This is a genomic window from Streptomyces sp. NPDC031111 (assembly GCF_055570675.1).
On record NZ_JBVIGS010000015.1, the window covers coordinates 182,219 to 200,318 of the forward strand.

The window sequence follows — 18,100 nt, forward strand, 5'->3', positions numbered from 1 at the left end:
GGCTACGGATCGTCACCAACAGGAGGCGCGGCATGGCCCGCACCGTCCCTCACGACCACTCGCTCACCGAAGGGGAGCCACTCTACCGGCGGATCGCGACGGAACTGCTCGGCGAACTGCGCGACGGGACCGTGCCGCCCGGCGAACGCCTGCCGGGCGAGCGGCAGTTGGCCGAGCACTTCGGGGTCAGCCGGGAGACCGTACGGCAGGCGCTCCAGGTGCTGCGCCGCGACGGGCTGGTCACCACCGACCGGCGGGGCAGCCATGCGACGCTGCCCGGACCGGCGGTGGAGAGCCCGGCCTGGTCCGGCTTCCCGGTGGGCGCGCGGTGCGCCGACCGCGGCGCGGTGGCCAGGGCCACCGTCGCCTGGGAGGCGCCGCCGCCGGGGCACGCCGAGGCCCTGGGAGTGGCGCCGGCGAAGCCGACGCTGGTGCACCGTTACTGGTCCGCGTCGGCCGACGGGCGGGAACTGCGGACGGCGGTGACATCGTTTTCCGCCGTGGCGCTCGCGGAGGTCGAGGAGTTGGGCCGCTACCGCGACCGCGCCGACGGCACCTGCGCGGCGGAGCTGCGGCGGGCCTACGACTGGATGCGCCGGGCGGGGCTGGCGCTGCACCACCGCGACACGATCACACGGGTCGCGGGGACGCCGTCGGTGCGGGTCACCCGGCGGGTGCAGGACCAGTACGCCCGCCCGCTGGAGATCACCGAACTCGTCATGGACGCCCAACAGGACGTCCTTGTCTACGAGTTCACCGTTCCGGCGGTGGTCTGACCGGGTCCGGGGCGTCCGGCGACGACCAGCAGGACCCGCGCGCTGCCGTCCCGGCGCGATCCGAACTCGGGCAGGGGCCGGAACTCCACCCGGAACCCGGCCCGGGTCAGCTCGCGCCACAGGTCGCCGAAGCGGATGGCGCGGTAGTACATGACGAAGGGCGGACGCCGGACGGCGTTGCGCACCCGCATCACGGCGTCGAAGCCCAGCATCACCCCCTGCGTGAGCGAGCCCGGCCGGGGCGGCGCCACCACGGGGAAGACGAAGCGTCCGCCCGGCCGCAGCACCGAGTGGACCTGGGTGAACAGGGCCGGCAGTTCCCGCGGCAGGAAGTGGCCGAACGCGCCGAAGCTGACCACGAGGTCGAAGACCGGACCGAACGGCAGCGCCCGCGCGTCCGCCCGCACCCAGCCGACCGCCGGCCCCGGCGGCCGGACGCGCTCCCGCGCGACGGTCAGCATGCCGGTGCTGAAGTCCACGCCGGTGACGCTCTCCCGGCACACCTGCCGCAGCACGTCGATGCCCGCGCCGGTGCCGCAGCACAGATCGAGTCCGGCGTCGAAGGGCCCGGCCCGCAGCAGTGCCGCCGTGGTGGCGTCGAGCACCGAGTCGGGCGTCCGGAAGGGGGTGTGGTCGAACTTCGGCGCGAGGAGGTCGTAGCCGCGCTCCACGGACGACAGTGCCTGCACGGCGAGTTCGCGCAGCCGGGGGCCTTCGGGGCTGAACATCAGGTCAGCCTAGGCGAGCACGGCCGCGCACCACTGTCAGGACCCGCTCGCACCAGCGCAGATTCTCCTCCTCGAAGGCGATGCCGCCCAGCAGGGTGAGATACGGTCCGACCCGGTCGGCCTCGCTCAGGTACTCCTCCTCGGAGCGGCCGTCCAGCAGGCGCTCGCGTACGCGCGCGTAGCGGTCGAGTTTGCCGCGCGCCCACGCCATCCGCTCCTCGAGCAGTGCGGTCGTGGCCCCGGGGTCCGTACCGTCCATGGCCTGGATCTTGATCAGGAGTTCGTCGCGGATGGCGGTGGGCCGCCGGGGCGGCTCGGCGGCGAAGGCGCGCAGGTCGTCGCGGCCGGTGTCGGTGAGGGTGAACATCCGCTTGTCCGGGCGCCGTTCCTGCCGTACCACCCGGGCCTCGACGAGCCCCTCCCCCGCCAGCCGCTCCAGTTCCCGGTAGAGCTGCTGGGGCGTGCAGGCCCAGAAGTTGGCGAACGAGACATCGAAGATCTTGGACAGCTCGTAGCCCGAGGCCTCGCCCTCCAGGAGGGCGGCCAGGACGGCGTACTTCAGGGACATATGGACACGGTAGCAGCGGGTGATTATTCTCATCCACACCTATTCAACAAGTTGAATAAAGGAGTCGTGATGCGAGCATTCCGGGAGGCGGTGGAGGCCCACGACCTCGACGCCGCCGTGGCCCTGCTGGCGGAGGACGTCGTCTTCACCAGCCCGGTCGTGTACAAGCCGTACGCCGGCAAGGCGATCACCGCCGCGATCCTGCGCGCGGTCGCGGAGGTCTTCGAGGACTTCCGGTACGTGCGTGAGATCGGCGACGCGGGCGGTCGTGACCACGCGCTCGTGTTCACCGCGCGGGTGGGTGACCGTCAGATCAACGGCTGTGACTTCATCCACGTCGACGACGACGGGCATATCGACGAACTGACCGTGATGGTGCGCCCGTTGTCGGGTGCGCAGGCACTCGCGGCGGCCATGGGGGCGCAGTTCGACCGGATCGCCCGCGAGGCGCAGGGGACTCCCGCCTGAACCCGGGCGGACACGAGTCTCCGCCACCGCACGGGCCCGCCGGTCGTGACCGGCGGGCCCTTCGTCCGTACGGGACCGCGGTCCTGTGGCCACCCCCGCACCGGGTGGTACAGTGCAAGAAGCACTTCTGATACGCCCTTCTTCTGGCGTCGGTGCGAGTTCTTCCGCACCTTTCCTTCGGTTCGCCGAGTCCGCCCGTCGCATCCGACCGGCGTCGGCTTTCCCGCACCACCTCGTCGGCAGGGTCCTCTTCCGCCGTGACCGGGGTGCTGCTCCCGCCGCCCGGAGGCGCGTTCTCGCCCTCCCCCGCGGCTTCTCTCCTTCCCACCGCACGTCTCCGCCCGTCGTCCGCGAAAGGACCGACCACATGACCACCACCGCACTCGATCACCCTCCCGTACGGCAGCAGCCCCGGCTCGTCACCGGTGTCCTCGACATCGACGCGGCCGGGAAGGGGCACCTGCGCGCCGAGAGCTGTCTGCCCTCCCCCTCCGACCCGCCCGTCTCCCCCGCTCTGCTGCGCCGCCACGGCCTGCGCAAGGGCGACCTGGTGGAAGGCGTGCTCGGCGACCGGCCCGGCCTGAGCGAGATCACCCGGGTCGAGGGCCGTACGCCCGAGGCGCTGCGGGGACGGCGGCAGTTCCGCGACCTGACGCCGGTTCACCCGCACGAACGGCTGCGCCTGGAGCATCCGGCGTCCGGCCTGGCCGGGCGGGTCGTCGATCTGCTCGCACCGGTCGGCAAGGGGCAGCGCGGGCTGCTCGTGGCGCCGCCCAAGACCGGCAAGACCGTCCTCCTCCAGCAGCTCGCGGCGGCCGTCGCCGGCAACCACCCGGAATGCCGGCTGATGGTGGTGCTGCTCGACGAACGCCCCGAGGAGGTCACCGACATGCGGCGCTCGGTGCGCGGCGAGGTGTACGCCTCGACCTTCGACCGGCCCGCCAAGCAGCACATCGCGCTCGCCGAGCTGGTGATCGAGCGGGCGCGGCGGCTGGTCGAGGCGGGCGAGGACGTCGTCGTACTGCTGGACTCGCTGACCCGGCTGTGCCGGGCGTACAACAACGCGGCCGCCTCCAGTGGCCGCACCCTCAGCGGCGGCGTGGACGCCTCCGCGCTGCTCGGCCCCAAGCGGTTCTTCGGCGCCGCCCGTCAGGCCGAGGAGGGCGGCTCGCTCACGATTCTCGCCTCGGCCCTGGTGGAGACCGGCTCCCGGGCCGACGAGTTCTATTTCGAGGAGCTCAAGAGCACCGGCAACATGGAGTTCCGGCTGAGCCGCGAGGCGGCCGCGCGGCGGCTGTTCCCCGCCGCCGACATCACCGGCTCGGGCACGCGCCGTGAGGAACTGCTGCTCACTCCGGCCGAGTTGACCGCCACCCGGGGACTGCGGCGGGTGCTGCGGTCGCGGGACGGGCAGGCCGATCTGGAGACCCTGCTCGGCCGGATGCGCGAGACCCCCGACAACGCGGCGTTCCTGCGGCGCGTCCAGCCGACACTCCCGAGCGGCTGACGCGGCGCCGCCGTGTGGCATCCGGGTGCTCGCGGACGGTCCCCGGCCCGGGCAGCACGGTGTTCCCGGGGTCCATTCCTACGTTTGCGGTATGACTATCGGATTTGCTTCGCGGGCTGCCGTGTCCACCTGCGCGCTCTGTACGGCGGGCCTGCTCGCGCTGGCTCCCGCCGCGGCGAACGCCGGCGTGGACCCCGGACCACGCGCGACGGCCGCCGCCGCGTCACTGCTGTACCGGCCCGGCACGCATGTCCGCCCGCGCCCGGGCGCACCCGAGGTCCCGGAACCGTCCGCCCTCGCCTGGCTGGTCGCCGACGCCGGCACGGGCGACGTACTGGCGGCGCACGACGCGCACCGCCGGCTGCCGCCCGCCAGCACGCTCAAGACGTTGTTCGCCCTCACCGTGCTGCCGGCCCTGCCGGCCGGTATCCGGCACCGGGTCAGCGAGAAGGAGCTGACCGGCATCGGTCCCGGCAGCAGCCTCGTCGGGGTCTCCGAGGACCGTACGTACCGGGTGTCCGACCTGTGGAACGGGGTGTTCCTCAGCTCCGGCAACGACGCCGTGCGGGTGCTGGCCGCGCTGAGCGGGGGCTGGCGGGCCACGGCCGAACGGATGGAGGCGAAGGCCCGCGCGCTGGGCGCCCGCGACACCCGGGTGACATCACCCGACGGCTACGACGCACCCGGGCAGGTGTCGTCGGCGTTCGACCTGGCGGTGTTCGGCCGGGCCGGGCTGCGCAACCACGAGTTCGCGCGGTACTGCGCCCGGCACGAGGCACGCTTCCCGGCCGGCGACGGCGATTCGTACGGCATCGTGAACACCAACCGGCTGCTCACCGGCGCGGACGGCGTCGAACCGTACCGGGGACTGATCGGCGTCAAGAACGGCTACACCAGCAACGCCGGCAACACGCTCGTGGCGGCCGCCCGCCGGGGCGGCCGCACCCTGGTGGTGACGGTCATGAACCCCCGGTCGGGCGACGGCTACGCGGTGTACGAGGAGGCCCGCGCCCTGCTGAACTGGGGCTTCGAGGCGACCGGCCGGGTCACCCCGGTGGGCTCCCTGGACGCCCTGCGCGCCGGCCCCCTGCGGGGCCCACAGGCCCAGCCCGCCACGACACCGCGGAAATCCGACCCCCCGGCCCACCCCCCGACCTGGCCCATCACCACAGCCGCCCTCCTGGGCGCCGCGACAGTGTTCTTGTACCTACGCCTCAGATGGGGCCCGATCCCAACCAACCAAGGGTGACAAGCGCGCCCCGAAAGGGGCGCGGGGCTGTACCCGACATGCGGCTCCGCCGCGTGGGCGCGAGAAACCCCCACGCACCCGGTGCCGAAACACAAACCCCAATCAAACCCGAACCGGTGCAAGCACCGATTCCATCCGCACCGGCCGCACCTCCCCGACCGGCCGCCCACCCCCCAGCAACAACTCCCCCCGGAACTCCCCGAGCAGGGCCGCGTCCACACCCGCACACACCAGCGCCTCCGCGCTCAGCGGAACCCTCGCCCGGCTCGCCCCGTCCGCGATCTTCACGGCGACGGCACGGCCGTCGGGCAACGCCGCGACCTGGACCCCCTCGTATCCGTCCTTGGCCAGCAGCCCGGGAACCGCCCGCATCAACGCGGCCACGTCCCGGCCGGCCCCGGAGGCCATCTCGGCGTGCTCGCGCATCGCGTCGGCGACCCGTGCCTCCGGGGTGCCGGGCTCGGCGGTGGTGATCCGCGCGGCGGCACGGGCGAGACCGTGCAGGGAGACCGCGAACAGCGGCGCGCCGCAGCCGTCGACGGTGACCGTGGCGACCCGCTGCCCGGTGAGGTCCTCGACGATCTCGGCGATCACCTGCTGAAGCGGGTGGGCGGGGTCCAGGTAGCCGTCGAGGGGCCAGCCGTTCAGCTTGGCGGTGTACAGCATGGCGGCGTGCTTGCCGGAGCAGTTCTGGGCGAGCCGGGACGGCGGGCGGCCCTCGCGCACCCAGGTGTCCCGGACGGCCGGGCCGAGCGGCAGGTCCGGGACGTTGCCGAGGTCGTCCTCCGTCAGTCCGGCGAGTTCGAGGATGCGCCGGGCGCCGGCGAGGTGGCGTTCCTCGCCGGAGTGGCTGGCGGCGGCGAGCGACAGCAGCTCGCCGTCGAGCGGCAGCCCGGCGCGGACCATCGCCACCGCCTGGACGGGCTTGAGCGCGGAGCGCGGATAGAAGGCGGACTCGATGTCGCCGAGCCGGGACCGGACCTCGCCGTCGGCGCCGAGGACGACGACGGAGCCGTGGTGGACGCCTTCGACGACGCCGCCGCGTATCAGGTGGGCGACGGGGACGTGGCGGGGCTCGCGGATCGGGGGCGCGTCCGCGGGGATGCTGCTGTACATGGCTGTCCGGTGGTGGTCGTGGGCCGGCGCGGAGGAGGTCACGCGTCGGCTCCGGTGGTGGACGTGCGCGCGGGGCGCACGATGTCGGTGAGTGTCGTCTCGACGCGGTCGAGATGGTGGGTCATGGCCTCGACGGCGTCGTGTTCGGACCCGTCGGAGAGGGCCTCGACGATCGCCCGGTGCTCGCGGTTGGACTGCTCGCGGCGCCCGCCCAGTTCGTTGAGGAAGGCGGACTGGCGGGCCAGCGCGTCCCGGATCTCCTCGATGACGCGGCGGAACACCGGGTTCTGGGCTGCCTCGGCCACGGCGAGGTGGAAGAGGGTGTCCATGGCGACCCAGGCCGTGGTGTCGGTCTCCCGCTCCATCCGGTCCAGCAGATGGGCCAGATGGTCCAGGTTCTCCGGGGTGCGGCGCAGGGCGGCGTAGCCGGCGACCGGGATCTCGATGTGCCGGCGCACCTCCAGCAGATCGCTGGCGGCGTAGTCGCCGAAGGTGGGGTCCTCGACGGCGTCGGCGACGACGAAGGTGCCCTTGCCGGTACGGGACACGGTCAGGCCCATGGTCTGGAGGGCGCGCAGTGCCTCGCGCAGCACGGGCCGGGAGACCTCGAGGGCGCGGCACAGCTCCGCCTCGGAGGGGAGCTTGTCGCCGATGGCGTACTCGCCGCGCTCTATGGCGCCGCGGAGGTGGGTGAGCACCGCTTCCATCGCGCTGACGCGCCGCGGACCCGCGCCACCTGTCTGGCTGTCTGACAGGTTCACGGGCCCGATGGTGCGGGGCGGGCGCGGGCGCTGTCAAGCGGAGGGCGGTGCAAGGGAATGGGGGCCGGGGTGGTGCCAGCCCCACCCCGCATCCGGGTGTCAACATCATTCTGCTCGGGAGAGGCCGTTCACATACTGAAGGGCATGGCCAATCCAACGGTACTCAGGGATGTCCCGTCCACGCGTGAACGCGAAAAGGGGAGCGACTTCTCGGAATTGTCGCGACGCATAGCCGAGGCGGGACTTCTGCGGCGCCGACCGGTGTATTACACGGTGCGTTTCGGTGCCGTGGGTGTCGCGCTCGCCGGCGGTGTCACCGCCTTTCTGGCTCTGGGTGACAGCTGGAGCCAGCTGATCGTCGCCGCCGCCCTCGCCCTGGTGTTCGGCCAGCTCGGACTGGCCGCGCACGACCTGGCCCACCGCCAGGTGTTCTCGCGACGGCGCCCCAGTGAGATCGGTGGGCTGCTGGTGGCCAATGTGCTGCTGGGCATGAGCTACGGCTGGTGGATGAACAAGCACACGCGTCATCACGCGAACCCGAATCACGAGAAGAAGGACCCGGATGTCGCTCCCGACATCCTGGTGTGGTCGCGGCGTCAGGCGAAACAGGCGAAAGGGCCGGCGCGATTCATCGGAAAGCACCAGGCGGTCCTCTTCTTTCCGCTGCTGACCCTGGAGGGGCTCAATCTGAGTTTCAGCAGTTTCAAGGCCCTGCGCAGCCCGTCGATGAAGCGGCCGCTGCTGGAGGGAACGCTGCTCGTCGCCCATTTCGTCGTGTACTTCGGCGGCCTGTTCCTGGTCCTCTCCCCCGGTAAGGCGCTCGCGTTCATCGCCGTGCACCAGGGTCTGTTCGGGATCTACCTCGGCTCGGTGTTCGCCCCCAACCACAAGGGCATGCCGATGATCGAGGAGGGCGCCGAGCTGGACTTCCTGCGCCGCCAGGTCCTCACCTCCCGCAACGTCGACGGCGGGGTGCTCGTCGACGCGTTCATGGGCGGGCTCAACTACCAGATCGAGCACCACCTGTTCCCCAGCATGCCGACACCCGCCCTCGGCCGGGCCCAGGTCATCACCGAGCGCTACTGCGCCGAGCTGGGCATCCCCTACTGCCGCACGGGCCTGCTCGCCTCGCACCGCCAGGCCCTGCGCCACCTCAGGCACGTCGGCGAGCCGCTGCGCACCAAGTCGGTCTAGCCCCACACCGCGTCGGCCAGGGCGGCGCCCGCGAAGGCCGCGCCCAGGCCGGCTGCCACGCTCGCCGCCACGTTCACGGCCGCGTAGCCGCGTGCGCCGGTCTCGGCCAGCCGGAGGGTCTCGTAGGAGAAGGTGGAGTAGGTGGTCAGGGCGCCGCACAGTCCCGTGCCGAGCAGGAGCTGGAGACGGGAGTCCGCCGCGCCCGCTGCCGCCGCTCCGGTGAGGAGGCCGAGGACCAGGCTGCCGGTGACATTGACCGTGAAGGTTCCCCAGGGGAACACCGAGTCGTGCCGGGTTTGCACCGCACGGTCGGTGAGGTAGCGCAGCGGCGCGCCGACCATCGCGCCCAGCACCACGTACAGCCAGTTCACCGCGGTTCCTCGCGGCGCGCGTGCCGGACGACCTCACAGCGGTCGAGCAGTACCAGGCCCTCGGTGACGAGCGCGTCGACCTCCGGGAGAAAGGCCCGTACGCGTTCCTCGGTGTCGACGACGACGACCGCCACCGGCAGGTCCTCGCTCAGGGAGAGCAGCCGGGAGGTGTGCACCAGGGAGGAGGCGCCGAAGCCCTCGACGCCGCGGAAGACACTGGCGCCGGCGAGCCCGGCCGCGCGGGCCCGGTGGACGATCTCCGAGTAGAGGGGCCGGTGCCGCCAGGTGTCGTTCTCGCCGACGTACACGGTCAGACGGAGGACGGTGCCGGTCAGCCGCGTCATGGCTGCCTCCTGATGAGAACACGGCGGGCCGCCGAGGCGGCAGCCCACACGGCGACGAGCGCCGCGCAGGGGGTCACGGCGAGGTAGGCGAGACCGGCGCCCACGTGGCCGTCGTCGAGCAGGTTCCGTACGTCGACGGCGTACGTGGAGAAGGTGGTGAAGCCGCCGAGGACGCCGGTGCCGAAGAACGGCCGGACGAGGGGGTGGGCGGTGCGGACCTCGGTGACGATCACCAGGAACACGCCGATGACGGCACACCCGGCGACATTGACCCCGAGGATCGTCCACGGGAATCCGTGGGCCGGCGTCGGCCACCACAGGGAGGCCGCGTACCGGGCCGTCGCTCCCGCGGCCCCGCCGACGGCGACCGCGGCGACGACGGGGGCCTGGGCGCGGAAGGCGGGGCGGGCTCGAAGGCCTGCGGTTTCCGGGGCTGTCACCGTCGTACGTCTCCCACTCGCTCGGGATCAGCGTACGTCCCGGAACGGAGCGGGTCACCTCGCGGCCCCTGGCTACCAGACCTTCTCGAACAGCTGCGTCACCTCGGCGATGCGCGGTTCGTCGCGCCGGTAGTACGCATGGCCGCCGGATTGGCTGGTGACCAGCAGTCCGAGGGCCGTGAGCAGCCTCAGGTGGGTGAGGGCGACCGGGACGGGCACGCCCAGCCGGGCGGCGACGGCGTCCGCGGTGAGGCCGCGCTCCGGCACGTCCGGTTCCGTCAGCCGTGCCAGGATGCGCAGCCGTGTCCCGTCGACGGGAGTCCTCAGCATCTCGTACACCTCCGCGCCGGGCCTCGCGCTCCGGAGCCCTTCCATGCTGCCGCGAGCGGGGGCTCCGTGTCCCGGTCCGACGGCACCTTTGTCCGGGACCCAACGGGCCTGCGGAGGTGGGCTGTTGGGCCCGCCCCAGGTGCCGGGGCGGGCCCGTGGGCTCACCGGTGGCGGAACCAGGCCATGGCGGGCAGCGCGCGGTCGTCGTAGCCGAACAGCGCCTGGTTCTCCCAGCCGTTGCCGGAGGACGGGTCGGCGGGGTCCCAGCCGTTGCCGGTGCGGGCGGTCCAGGTGGCCTCCCAGTAGAAGACACCGAGGCCGCGGCCGTTCGGGACGGCCTCGACGATGCTCGCCACGTCGTTCATCCAGCGGGTCTGCCCGGTGGTGGACGCCGGGTAGCCGGGGACGAGTTCGCCTTGGACGTCGATGATGTTCTCCAGGCCGTCCTCGCTGTCCAGCCGGAACGGGTAGGCCGTCTCGGCGACGAAGACGGGCTTGCCGTAGCGGTCGGCCGCGTCGTCCAGGGTCGTCTGGAAGTCGTGCAGCGTGCCGTGCCAGTAGCCGTAGTACGACAGCCCGATGGCGTCGAACTTCACGCCGTGGGAGACCGCGTTGTCGAACCACCAGCGGGTGCCTTCGAGGTCGCCGCCCTCGGCGAGGTGCAGCGCGGCGACGGTGGACGGGCTGACCGCCTTGACGGCGTCGTAGCCGGAGTTGAGCAGTCCGGCGAGCTGGGTCCAGTTGTCGGTGGAGCCCTCGCTCCACAGCATGCCGCCGTTGATCTCGTTGCCCACCTGCACCATGTCGGCGGTGGTGCCCTGCTTCTTGAGGGAGTTCAGCACGTCGTACGTGTGGTCGTAGACGTCCTTCTTCAGCCGCCCGTAGTCGTGTCCGGCCCAGGCTGCGGGCTTGTACTGCTTGCCCGGGTCGGCCCAGGTGTCCGAGTAGTGGAAGTCGACCAGCAGCTTCATGCCCTGTGCCTTGATCCGCTTGGCGAGGGCCAGGACGTGCGCCTTGTCGTTGTAGCCGTCGGCCGGGTTCACCCAGACCTTCAGTCGGGCGTAGTTCATGCCGGTGGACCTGAGGATCGCGACGGGGTCGCCCGCGGTGCCGGACGCGGTCCGGTAGACCCCGCCCATGGCCTCGCTCTTGGGCAGGGAGGAGATGTCGGCGCCCTTGACCGGGAGGCCGGAGGTGCCCCGGGCGAACGTCAGGTCGTCGACGTTGATCCAGTTGCCGGCGTTCGCGTCGCTGTTGACGCTGATGGTGCACTGGTTGTTGGTCACCTTCACCGGCACGACGATCCGTATCCATCCGGAGTCGGAGACCGGCAGGTCGGTGCGCTGCTCGGCGCCGCCGCAGTTCTTCAGGGCGAGGTGAGCGGCGTTCTGGCCGCCGCCGGAGCGGACCCAGGCGGTGAGCCGGTAGTCGCCGTTGGCCAGGCCGGAAAGGTACTGGTACGTCTCCACCCGGTAGGCCGAGGACGACCAGTGGGACAGGCGGTTGGCGCCGCCGCGGCCACCGGACTCCGTGAACGAGGCGGCCGTGTCGCCGTACTCGGACCAGCCGGCCGGAGTGGCGACTCCGGAACCGTCGGCCTCGAAGCCGCCGTTGGTGAGGGTGCTCGCGGCCGTCGCGGTCTGGGCGGGCAGCGCGGTGAGGGCGAGTCCTGCCACGAGCGGCGGCAGCAGGGCCCGGAGGGTGCGTCTGGGATGGAACATGGGCGTTCGTCGTCCCTTCGACGTGGGGAGGGGAAGGTCGCCCTGCGCCCCGAAGGGCGAGGGCCCCCTCCGCCCGCGGCCGTGTGCTCACGCGGGCGGAGGGGAGTCGCGGCTCAGCCGTCGAGTCGGACGACCCGGACGGCTCCGGCCGGGACCGGGAGGCGGCCCGCGGCGCGCTCACCGGTCAGCAGCTCGGTGCCGGGGGTGTCCAGCGGCACCTTGGCGTCGGTGGCGGTGTGGTTGATCGCGAAGAGGAAGGTGCCCGACTCGCCCGTGCGGCGCACCACTTCGAGATCGCGGGGCAGGTCGGCACGCGGGGTGATCCGGGCGTCCTCGACCGCCGGGCCGAGCAGGGTGGCGAGGGACTCGGCGCCCAGCCGGGTGGAGACGTACCAGGCGGTGCCCTCGCCGAGCCGGTGCCGGGTGACGGCGGGCCGGCCGGCGGTGAGACCGTCGGTGTACGTCCACACGGTCTCGGCGCCGCGCGGCACCACGAACTCCGTCCACACGTCGGCGTCGAGTTCGGCGCCGTCGGGGCCGGTCAGCCGGACCCGCTCGCCCTGGAGCAGGGGGGAGAACTCCTCCACGGTCAGGCCGAGGACGTCGCGCAGGGCTCCCGGGTAGGGGCCGTCGTGCACGGCGTCGTGTTCGTCGACGATGCCGGAGAAGTACGACACGACGAGGGTGCCGCCGTTCTCGACGTACCGCCTGAGGTTGTTCCCGGCCGCCTCCGTCATCAGGTACAGGGCCGGTACGACGACAAGGGGATGGCTCGACAAGTCGGCTTCGGGGTGGGCGAAGTCGACGGTGAGGTGGTGGTCGTAGAGGGCCTCGTACCAGGCGTCGGCGCGCTCGCGGGCGTCGTGGTCCTCGCTGGGGCGCCAGTCGAGGTTCTGCGCCCACCAGGACTGCCAGTCCCACAGCACGGCCACGTCGGCCTCGGTGCGGGTGCCGCGGATCGGCGCCAGCGACTCGACGGCCGCTCCGAGTTCGGTCACCTCGCGCCAGACGCGGGTGTCGGTGCCGCCGTGCGGGAGCATCGCGGAGTGGAACTTCTCGGCACCGCGCCGGGACTGGCGCCACTGGAAGAACATCGCCCCGTCGGAGCCGCGGGCCACGTGGGCGAGGGAGTTGCGGGCCATCTGGCCGGGGGCCTTGGCGGGGTTGCGGGGCTGCCAGTTGACGCCCGAGGTGGAGTGTTCGAGCAGCAGCCAGGGGGCACCGCCGGCGACGGAGCGGGTGAGGTCGGCGGCCATGGCCAGGTTGACGTGGGTGCGGCGGCCGTCGGTGATCAGGTAGTGGTCGTTGGTGACGAGGTCGGCCTCGCGGCCCCAGGCCCAGTAGTCGACGGAGTCGCACTGGCTGAGGGCGGTCATGAAGTTGGTGGTGACGGGGACGCCGGGTGAGAGGCGGTGCAGGATGTCCCGCTCGGCGACGAAGTTCTCGCGCATGGTGGCGTCGGCGAACCGCCGGTAGTCCAGCGCCTGGGCCGGGTTGCCGACGGTCGCGGTGCGGCGCGGCGGGTTGATCTCGTCGAAGCCGGCGTAGTGCTGGCCCCAGAAGGCGGTCCCCCAGGCCTCGTTGACGGCGTCGACCGTGCCGTACTCCCGCTCCAGCCAGCGGCGGAAGTGGGCGGCGCAGGAGTCGCAGTAGCAGGCGGAGACGGGGACGCCGTACTCGTTGTGGACGTGCCACATCGCGAGCGCGGGGTGGTCGCCGTAGCGCTCGGCGAGCTTCGTGGTGATGCCGGCGGCGGCGTCCCGGTAGTCGGCGTTGCTGTGGCAGATGGCGCCGCGGGAGCCGAACTCCAGGCGCACGCCGTCCTCGGTGACGGGCAGCGCGTCGGGGTGGGCGCGGTAGAACCAGGCGGGCGGGACCACGGTGGGGGTGCCGAGGTCGACGCGGACGCCGTTCGCGTGCAGCAGGTCCAGGTTGCGGTCGAGCCAGCCGAAGTCGTACCCGCCGGGCGTGGGTTCCAGCAGGGCCCAGGAGAAGATCCCGACGCTCACCATCGTGACGCCGGCCTCCCGCATCAGCCGTACGTCCTCGTCCCAGACGTTCTCCGGCCACTGCTCGGGGTTGTAGTCCCCACCGAAGGCGAGCCCGGTGAGGCCCCTGGGGGTGGTCTCCGGCATGGATTCTCTCCCGATGTGTTCGATCTTTTGGGAACGTGCACACACATTCTCGGCGGTGCGGACCCAACATAACCGCACAGCAACAACCATTGACAAGTGTCCGGGATGTTTCTCTACTGTGAACGCTCACAGAAGCAGCGCGACCCCGCGCACAGCAGCGCATCCGGTCCTCGCAGCAGGCGGGGGCCCCAGGTCAGGGGAGAGATCCATGCCGTACACGAAGCGCCGTCGCCTCGTGAGTTCCGCCGTCGCCGTCACGCTCGGCGCCACCGCACTCGCCGCCTGCGGCTCGTCGTCGGACGACGGCGAGGCCCAGTCGGGACCGGTCTCACTGACGTACTGGACCTGGACCCCCGGCATGGACAAGGTCGTGGACCTGTGGAACAAGGGGCCGGGCAAGAAGGAGCAGATCTCCGTCACGGTGAAGAAGCAGGCGTCCGGCGACACGCTCGTCACCAAGATCCTCACCGCGCACAAGGCGGGCAAGGCGCCCGACCTGGTGCAGGCGGAGTACCAGGCGCTGCCGACGCTGGTCAGCAATGACGCGCTCGCCGACATCGGCGACGACGTGGCCGACGCGAAGAGCAAGTTCGCCGAGGGCGTCTGGCAGCAGACCACCCTCGGCACCGACGCCGTCTACGCGGTCCCGCAGGACATCGGGCCGATGATGTTCTACTACCGCGAGGACCTGTTCAAGGAGTACGGCCTCACCGTCCCGGCCACCTGGGACGAGTTCGCCGAGACGGCCCGCAAGCTGAAGAAGGAGGCCCCCGACAAGGACCTGACCACCTTCTCCGCCAACGACTCCGGCCTGTTCGCCGGCCTCGCCCAGCAGGCCGGCGCGAAGTGGTGGACCACCTCCGGCGACAAGTGGAAGGTCGGCATCAACGACGCGGCGACCACGAAGGTCGCCGAGTTCTGGGGCGGCCTGGTCGAGGAGGGCGCCATCGACAACCAGCCGATGTACACACCGGCCTGGAACAAGGCGCTCAACACCGGCAAGCAGATCGCGTGGGTGAGCGCCGTGTGGGCGCCGGGCACCCTGACGACCGCCGCGCCCGACACCAAGGGCAAGTGGGCGATGGCCCCGCTCCCCCAATGGAGCGACGGTGAGAGCGGCACCGGCAGCTGGGGCGGCTCCTCCACCGGTGTCACCACCGACTCGAAGCACAAGGAGGCCGCCGCCAAGTTCGCCGCCTGGCTGAACACCGACGGCGACGCGCTCAACGCGCTCGCCAAGGAGGGCGGTATCTACCCGGCCTCCACCTCGGCCCAGCTCAGCGGCGCCTTCACCAGCCCGCCGGAGTACTTCTCCAACCAGCCCGACTTCTACCGGAAGGCCGCCGAGATCGCGGAGACCACCGCGCCGTCCGCCTGGGGACCGAACGTCAACGTCGCCTACACGACGTTCAAGGACGCCTTCGGCGCCGCCGCGAAGAACAAGTCGGACTTCACCGCCGCGCTGGACACCATGCAGGAGGAGACGGTCGCCGACCTGAAGAAGCAGGGCTTCGGAGTCGCGGAGTGAAGTCCCCCGCCCGCCGGACGTCGTACGGGGTCAAGGGGGCCCCGTACGCGTTCCTCATACCCGCGAGCCTGTTGTTCCTCCTGTTCTTCGCCCTGCCCATCGGGTACGCCGTCTGGCTCAGCTTCCGCAAGGTGGAGGTCTCCGGTCTGGGCCTCGGGTCCGGCGCCCGTGAGGAGGTCTGGGCCGGCCTGGAGAACTACACCGGCGCCCTGTCCGACAGCGAACTGCTGAACGGCGCGCTGCGCGTGCTCGGCTACGGCTGCGTCGTGGTGCCGGTCATGCTGGGCCTGGCGCTGCTGTTCGCGCTGATGCTCGACTCCGAGCGGGTGCGGCTCGCCCCCTTCACCCGGCTCGCGATCTTCCTGCCGTACGCCGTCCCCGGTGTGGTCGCGGCCCTGCTGTGGGGCTTCCTGTACCTGCCGGACGTGAGCCCCTTCTACTTCGTGCTGGACAAGCTGGGGCTGCCGCAGCCGGATCTGCTGGACGGCGGTCCGCTCTATCTGGCCCTGTCGAACATCGCGGTCTGGGGCGGCACCGGCTTCAACATGATCGTCATCTACACCGCGCTGCGGGCCATCCCCGCCGAGGTGTACGAGGCGGCGAAGCTGGACGGCGCCACGCCGCTTCAGATCGCGCTGCGGATCAAGATCCCGATGGTGGCGCCCTCGCTGGTGCTGACCTTCTTCTTCTCGATCATCGCGACGCTCCAGGTGTTCAACGAACCGACCACCCTCAAGCCGCTCACCAACTCCGTGGCCTCCACCTGGAGTCCGCTGATGAAGGTGTACCAGGACGCCTTCGGCAAGGGCGACATCCACGCGGCCGCCGCCCAGGCGACCATCATCGCGCTCGCCACCCTGGTGCTGTCCTTCGGTTTCCTGCGGGCCGCGAACCGACGCAACAAGCAGGAGGCCGCCCGATGAGCTCCCTCGCCCTGCGCAAGGCCGAGCCCGCGGCCGGCACCGCTCCCGGCACCGCCCGTGGCCCGGCGCGCCGACGCCGGATCGCGCTGGTCCCCACCGTGACGCTGCTGCTCGGCGCGCTGTACTGCCTGCTGCCGGTCGCCTGGGTGGTCATCGCGTCCACCAAGTCCGGCTCGGAGCTGTTCTCCACCTTCACGTTCTGGCCGGGCACCGGCTTCACCGACAACGTCTCCGACCTGAACGCCTACCGCGACGGCGTCTACTGGCAGTGGATGGGCAACTCCGCCCTGTACGCCGGACTGGGCGCACTGCTGTCGACCTGTGTGTCGGCGGTCAGCGGGTACGCGCTGGCGACCTACCGCTTCCGGGGCCGCGAGACGCTGTTCAACGTGCTGCTCGCTGGTGTGCTGATGCCGCCGGTGATCCTCGCCGTCCCGCAGTACCTGCTGCTGGCGAAGGCGGACCTCACGGACTCCTATCTGTCCGTGCTGCTGCCGCAGATCCTCTCCCCGTACGGCGTCTACCTCGCGCGGATCTACGCCGCCGCCGCGGTGCCGTCGGACGTGGTGGAGGCCGGGCGGATGGACGGCGCGGGCGAGTGGCGGATCTTCACCCGGGTCGCGCTGCCGATGATGGTGCCCGGACTGGTGACGGTCTTCCTGTTCCAGTTCGTGGCGATCTGGAACAACTTCCTGCTGCCGTACATCATGCTCAGCGACGACGAGAAGTTCCCGATCACGCTCGGTCTGTACACGCTGCTCGAACAGGGCGCCAACACCCCGGCGCTGTACACACTGGTGATCACGGGCGCGTTCCTCGCGGTGTTCCCGCTGGTGGCGCTCTTCCTGGTCATCCAGCGGTTCTGGAGTCTGGATCTGCTCTCCGGGGCCGTAAAGTCATGACCATGAGCAACACGGGGGGCAGGCGCAAGCCGCCGACGATCCACGACGTGGCGCGCGAGGCCGGTGTCTCGCGCGGCACCGTCTCGCGCGTGCTCAACGGCGGCCACTACGTCAGCCCGGCCGCTGCGGAGGCGGTCAACGCCGCGATCCGCAGGACGGGCTACGTCGTCAACCGGCACGCCCGCTCGCTGATCACGGGCCGGTCGGATTCCGTGGGCTTCCTGCTCACGGAGCCGCAGGAGCGGTTCTTCGAGGACCCCAACTTCAATGTGCTGCTGCGCGGTTGCACGCAGGCACTGGCCGCGCACGACGTTCCGCTGCTGCTGATGCTGGCCGGCACGGACGACGAACGGCGGCGCATCACGCGGTACATCACCGCCGGACACGTGGACGGGGTGCTGCTGGTGTCCAGCCACTCCGGCGACCCGGTGGCGGAGGAACTGCGGGCGGCGGGGGTGCCGCTGGTCGCGTGCGGGAAGCCGATCGGGCTGGGCTCGAAGGTGAGTTACGTGGCCGCCGACGACCGGGACGGCGCCCGCGACATGGTGCGGCATCTGCTGGCGCTCGGGCGTCGGCGGATCGGTGTGGTGACCGGTCCGCTGGACACACCGGGCGGTGTGGAGCGCCTGGCCGGCTACCGGGAGGTGCTCGCCGAGGCGGGCGTCGAGGCCGACGAGCGGCTGGTCGTCTCCGGCGACTACAGCCGGGCCAGCGGTGAGGCGGGCGCCGAGCGGCTGCTGGCGCGGGCCCCGGACGTGGACGCGGTGTTCGTGGCCTCCGACCTGATGGCCCAGGGCGTGCTCACGGCGCTCCACCGGGCGGGGCGCCGGGTGCCGGAGGACGTGGCGGTCGGCGGCTTCGACGACTCGCCCGCGGCCGTCGCCGCCAGCCCGGAGCTCACCACGATCCGCCAGCCCTGGGACCGCATCAGCACGGAGATGGTGCGGGTGCTGCTGGCGCAGATCGGGGGCGAGGACCCGGCGGCGGTGATCCTGCCGACGGAGCTGGTCAAGCGGGACTCGACGTAGGACTCCACGGA

At 71.6% G+C, this 18,100-nt stretch carries 19 protein-coding genes; 9 read left to right on the forward strand and 10 right to left on the reverse strand.

The features are described 5' to 3' along the window. Window positions 1-32: 32 nt before the first annotated feature. On the forward strand, window positions 33-776 hold the full coding sequence (locus ACZ470_RS28415) for a GntR family transcriptional regulator (protein WP_468431726.1): 744 nt from the start codon (window positions 33-35) through the stop codon (window positions 774-776). Here the strand turns inward: ACZ470_RS28415 and ACZ470_RS28420 are convergent. Both ACZ470_RS28420 and ACZ470_RS28425 read right to left on the reverse strand, forming a co-directional pair. Beyond that, a complete protein-coding gene (locus ACZ470_RS28420; RefSeq protein ID WP_468431728.1) occupies window positions 746-1,504 on the reverse strand; it encodes a class I SAM-dependent methyltransferase in 759 nt (252 codons plus the stop codon). The genes ACZ470_RS28415 and ACZ470_RS28420 overlap by 31 nt on opposite strands. Window positions 1,505-1,508: 4 nt before the next feature. Next, window positions 1,509-2,072: a PadR family transcriptional regulator gene (locus tag ACZ470_RS28425; RefSeq protein WP_468431730.1), complete on the reverse strand. Its 564-nt coding sequence runs from the start codon at window positions 2,070-2,072 to the stop codon at window positions 1,509-1,511. Between the two features lie 69 nt (window positions 2,073-2,141). On the opposite strand from ACZ470_RS28425, the gene ACZ470_RS28430 reads away from it, so the two are divergent. From ACZ470_RS28430 to ACZ470_RS28440, 3 genes are all read left to right on the forward strand, one after another. Continuing rightward, entirely contained in the window at window positions 2,142-2,540 is a 399-nt protein-coding gene (locus ACZ470_RS28430) for a nuclear transport factor 2 family protein (RefSeq protein ID WP_468431732.1), read from the forward strand. Window positions 2,541-2,907: 367 nt separating this feature from the next. Then, a complete protein-coding gene (gene rho, locus ACZ470_RS28435; RefSeq protein WP_468431734.1) occupies window positions 2,908-4,047 on the forward strand; it encodes a transcription termination factor Rho in 1,140 nt (379 codons plus the stop codon). Between the two features lie 91 nt (window positions 4,048-4,138). Next, the gene (locus ACZ470_RS28440) at window positions 4,139-5,296 is read left to right on the forward strand and encodes a D-alanyl-D-alanine carboxypeptidase family protein (RefSeq protein ID WP_468431736.1); all 1,158 of its coding nucleotides are present in this window, start codon (window positions 4,139-4,141) and stop codon (window positions 5,294-5,296) included. Between the two features lie 102 nt (window positions 5,297-5,398). Here the strand turns inward: ACZ470_RS28440 and ACZ470_RS28445 are convergent, their stop codons facing one another. Together ACZ470_RS28445 and ACZ470_RS28450 are read right to left on the reverse strand one after the other, a co-directional pair. Continuing rightward, on the reverse strand, window positions 5,399-6,412 hold the full coding sequence (locus ACZ470_RS28445) for an asparaginase (protein ID WP_468431799.1): 1,014 nt from the start codon (window positions 6,410-6,412) through the stop codon (window positions 5,399-5,401). Window positions 6,413-6,450: 38 nt separating this feature from the next. Continuing rightward, a complete protein-coding gene (locus tag ACZ470_RS28450) occupies window positions 6,451-7,119 on the reverse strand; it encodes a FadR/GntR family transcriptional regulator (RefSeq protein WP_468431801.1) in 669 nt (222 codons plus the stop codon). A gap of 198 nt (window positions 7,120-7,317) precedes the next feature. On the opposite strand from ACZ470_RS28450, the gene ACZ470_RS28455 reads away from it, so the two are divergent. After that, window positions 7,318-8,367: a fatty acid desaturase family protein gene (locus ACZ470_RS28455; protein WP_468431737.1), complete on the forward strand. Its 1,050-nt coding sequence runs from the start codon at window positions 7,318-7,320 to the stop codon at window positions 8,365-8,367. Here ACZ470_RS28455 and crcB (ACZ470_RS28460) read toward each other — a convergent pair. From crcB (ACZ470_RS28460) to ACZ470_RS28485, 6 genes are all read right to left on the reverse strand, one after another. Next, window positions 8,364-8,738, reverse strand: a complete 375-nt coding sequence (gene crcB / locus ACZ470_RS28460; protein WP_468431739.1) for a fluoride efflux transporter CrcB — start codon at window positions 8,736-8,738, stop codon at window positions 8,364-8,366. The genes ACZ470_RS28455 and crcB (ACZ470_RS28460) overlap by 4 nt on opposite strands. Next, window positions 8,735-9,082, reverse strand: a complete 348-nt coding sequence (locus ACZ470_RS28465) for a DUF190 domain-containing protein (RefSeq protein ID WP_468431741.1) — start codon at window positions 9,080-9,082, stop codon at window positions 8,735-8,737. Before ACZ470_RS28465 ends, crcB (ACZ470_RS28460) begins: the two co-directional genes overlap by 4 nt. Continuing rightward, entirely contained in the window at window positions 9,079-9,522 is a 444-nt protein-coding gene (gene crcB / locus ACZ470_RS28470) for a fluoride efflux transporter CrcB (protein ID WP_468431743.1), read from the reverse strand. Before crcB (ACZ470_RS28470) ends, ACZ470_RS28465 begins: the two co-directional genes overlap by 4 nt. A 72-nt stretch (window positions 9,523-9,594) precedes the next feature. Further along, window positions 9,595-9,852 carry a helix-turn-helix domain-containing protein gene (locus tag ACZ470_RS28475; RefSeq protein WP_468431744.1) on the reverse strand — a complete coding sequence of 86 codons (258 nt, stop codon included), beginning with the start codon at window positions 9,850-9,852 and terminating at the stop codon, window positions 9,595-9,597. Window positions 9,853-10,013: 161 nt separating this feature from the next. Further along, window positions 10,014-11,573, reverse strand: a complete 1,560-nt coding sequence (locus ACZ470_RS28480) for a glycoside hydrolase family 53 protein (protein ID WP_468431746.1) — start codon at window positions 11,571-11,573, stop codon at window positions 10,014-10,016. Between the two features lie 113 nt (window positions 11,574-11,686). Beyond that, window positions 11,687-13,708 (reverse strand): beta-galactosidase, encoded by a 2,022-nt coding sequence (locus ACZ470_RS28485; RefSeq protein WP_468431748.1) that lies wholly within the window; start codon window positions 13,706-13,708, stop codon window positions 11,687-11,689. Between the two features lie 208 nt (window positions 13,709-13,916). Between ACZ470_RS28485 and ACZ470_RS28490 the strand changes: the two genes are divergently transcribed. From ACZ470_RS28490 to ACZ470_RS28505, 4 genes are read left to right on the forward strand one after another with little or no spacing between them, the layout of a single operon-like run. After that, the gene (locus tag ACZ470_RS28490; protein WP_468431750.1) at window positions 13,917-15,236 is read left to right on the forward strand and encodes an ABC transporter substrate-binding protein; all 1,320 of its coding nucleotides are present in this window, start codon (window positions 13,917-13,919) and stop codon (window positions 15,234-15,236) included. Continuing rightward, window positions 15,233-16,159 (forward strand): carbohydrate ABC transporter permease, encoded by a 927-nt coding sequence (locus ACZ470_RS28495; RefSeq protein ID WP_468431752.1) that lies wholly within the window; start codon window positions 15,233-15,235, stop codon window positions 16,157-16,159. Before ACZ470_RS28490 ends, ACZ470_RS28495 begins: the two co-directional genes overlap by 4 nt. Next, complete coding sequence (locus ACZ470_RS28500) at window positions 16,156-17,061, forward strand: carbohydrate ABC transporter permease (protein ID WP_468431754.1); 906 nt, start codon at window positions 16,156-16,158, stop codon at window positions 17,059-17,061. The genes ACZ470_RS28495 and ACZ470_RS28500 overlap by 4 nt, the downstream gene beginning before the upstream one ends. Beyond that, the gene (locus tag ACZ470_RS28505; protein WP_468431755.1) at window positions 17,058-18,089 is read left to right on the forward strand and encodes a LacI family DNA-binding transcriptional regulator; all 1,032 of its coding nucleotides are present in this window, start codon (window positions 17,058-17,060) and stop codon (window positions 18,087-18,089) included. Before ACZ470_RS28500 ends, ACZ470_RS28505 begins: the two co-directional genes overlap by 4 nt. Window positions 18,090-18,100 lie beyond the last annotated feature (11 nt).

Excerpts from the sequence above, each read along its gene's own strand:
- ACZ470_RS28425 (WP_468431730.1), bottom strand. The coding sequence starts at position 2,072 with ATGTCCCTGAAGTACGCCGTCCTGGCCGCCCTCCTGGAGGGCGAGGCC.
- ACZ470_RS28475 (WP_468431744.1), bottom strand. The coding sequence starts at position 9,852 with ATGCTGAGGACTCCCGTCGACGGGACACGGCTGCGCATCCTGGCACGG.
- ACZ470_RS28485 (WP_468431748.1), bottom strand. The coding sequence starts at position 13,708 with ATGCCGGAGACCACCCCCAGGGGCCTCACCGGGCTCGCCTTCGGTGGG.
- ACZ470_RS28505 (WP_468431755.1), top strand. The coding sequence starts at position 17,058 with ATGACCATGAGCAACACGGGGGGCAGGCGCAAGCCGCCGACGATCCAC.
- ACZ470_RS28465 (WP_468431741.1), bottom strand. The coding sequence starts at position 9,082 with ATGACGCGGCTGACCGGCACCGTCCTCCGTCTGACCGTGTACGTCGGC.
- ACZ470_RS28440 (WP_468431736.1), top strand. The coding sequence starts at position 4,139 with ATGACTATCGGATTTGCTTCGCGGGCTGCCGTGTCCACCTGCGCGCTC.
- ACZ470_RS28480 (WP_468431746.1), bottom strand. The coding sequence starts at position 11,573 with ATGTTCCATCCCAGACGCACCCTCCGGGCCCTGCTGCCGCCGCTCGTG.
- ACZ470_RS28490 (WP_468431750.1), top strand. The coding sequence starts at position 13,917 with ATGCCGTACACGAAGCGCCGTCGCCTCGTGAGTTCCGCCGTCGCCGTC.
- ACZ470_RS28430 (WP_468431732.1), top strand. The coding sequence starts at position 2,142 with ATGCGAGCATTCCGGGAGGCGGTGGAGGCCCACGACCTCGACGCCGCC.
- ACZ470_RS28455 (WP_468431737.1), top strand. The coding sequence starts at position 7,318 with ATGGCCAATCCAACGGTACTCAGGGATGTCCCGTCCACGCGTGAACGC.
- rho (WP_468431734.1), top strand. The coding sequence starts at position 2,908 with ATGACCACCACCGCACTCGATCACCCTCCCGTACGGCAGCAGCCCCGG.
- ACZ470_RS28450 (WP_468431801.1), bottom strand. The coding sequence starts at position 7,119 with ATGGAAGCGGTGCTCACCCACCTCCGCGGCGCCATAGAGCGCGGCGAG.
- ACZ470_RS28445 (WP_468431799.1), bottom strand. The coding sequence starts at position 6,412 with ATGTACAGCAGCATCCCCGCGGACGCGCCCCCGATCCGCGAGCCCCGC.
- ACZ470_RS28415 (WP_468431726.1), top strand. The coding sequence starts at position 33 with ATGGCCCGCACCGTCCCTCACGACCACTCGCTCACCGAAGGGGAGCCA.
- ACZ470_RS28420 (WP_468431728.1), bottom strand. The coding sequence starts at position 1,504 with ATGTTCAGCCCCGAAGGCCCCCGGCTGCGCGAACTCGCCGTGCAGGCA.
- ACZ470_RS28500 (WP_468431754.1), top strand. The coding sequence starts at position 16,156 with ATGAGCTCCCTCGCCCTGCGCAAGGCCGAGCCCGCGGCCGGCACCGCT.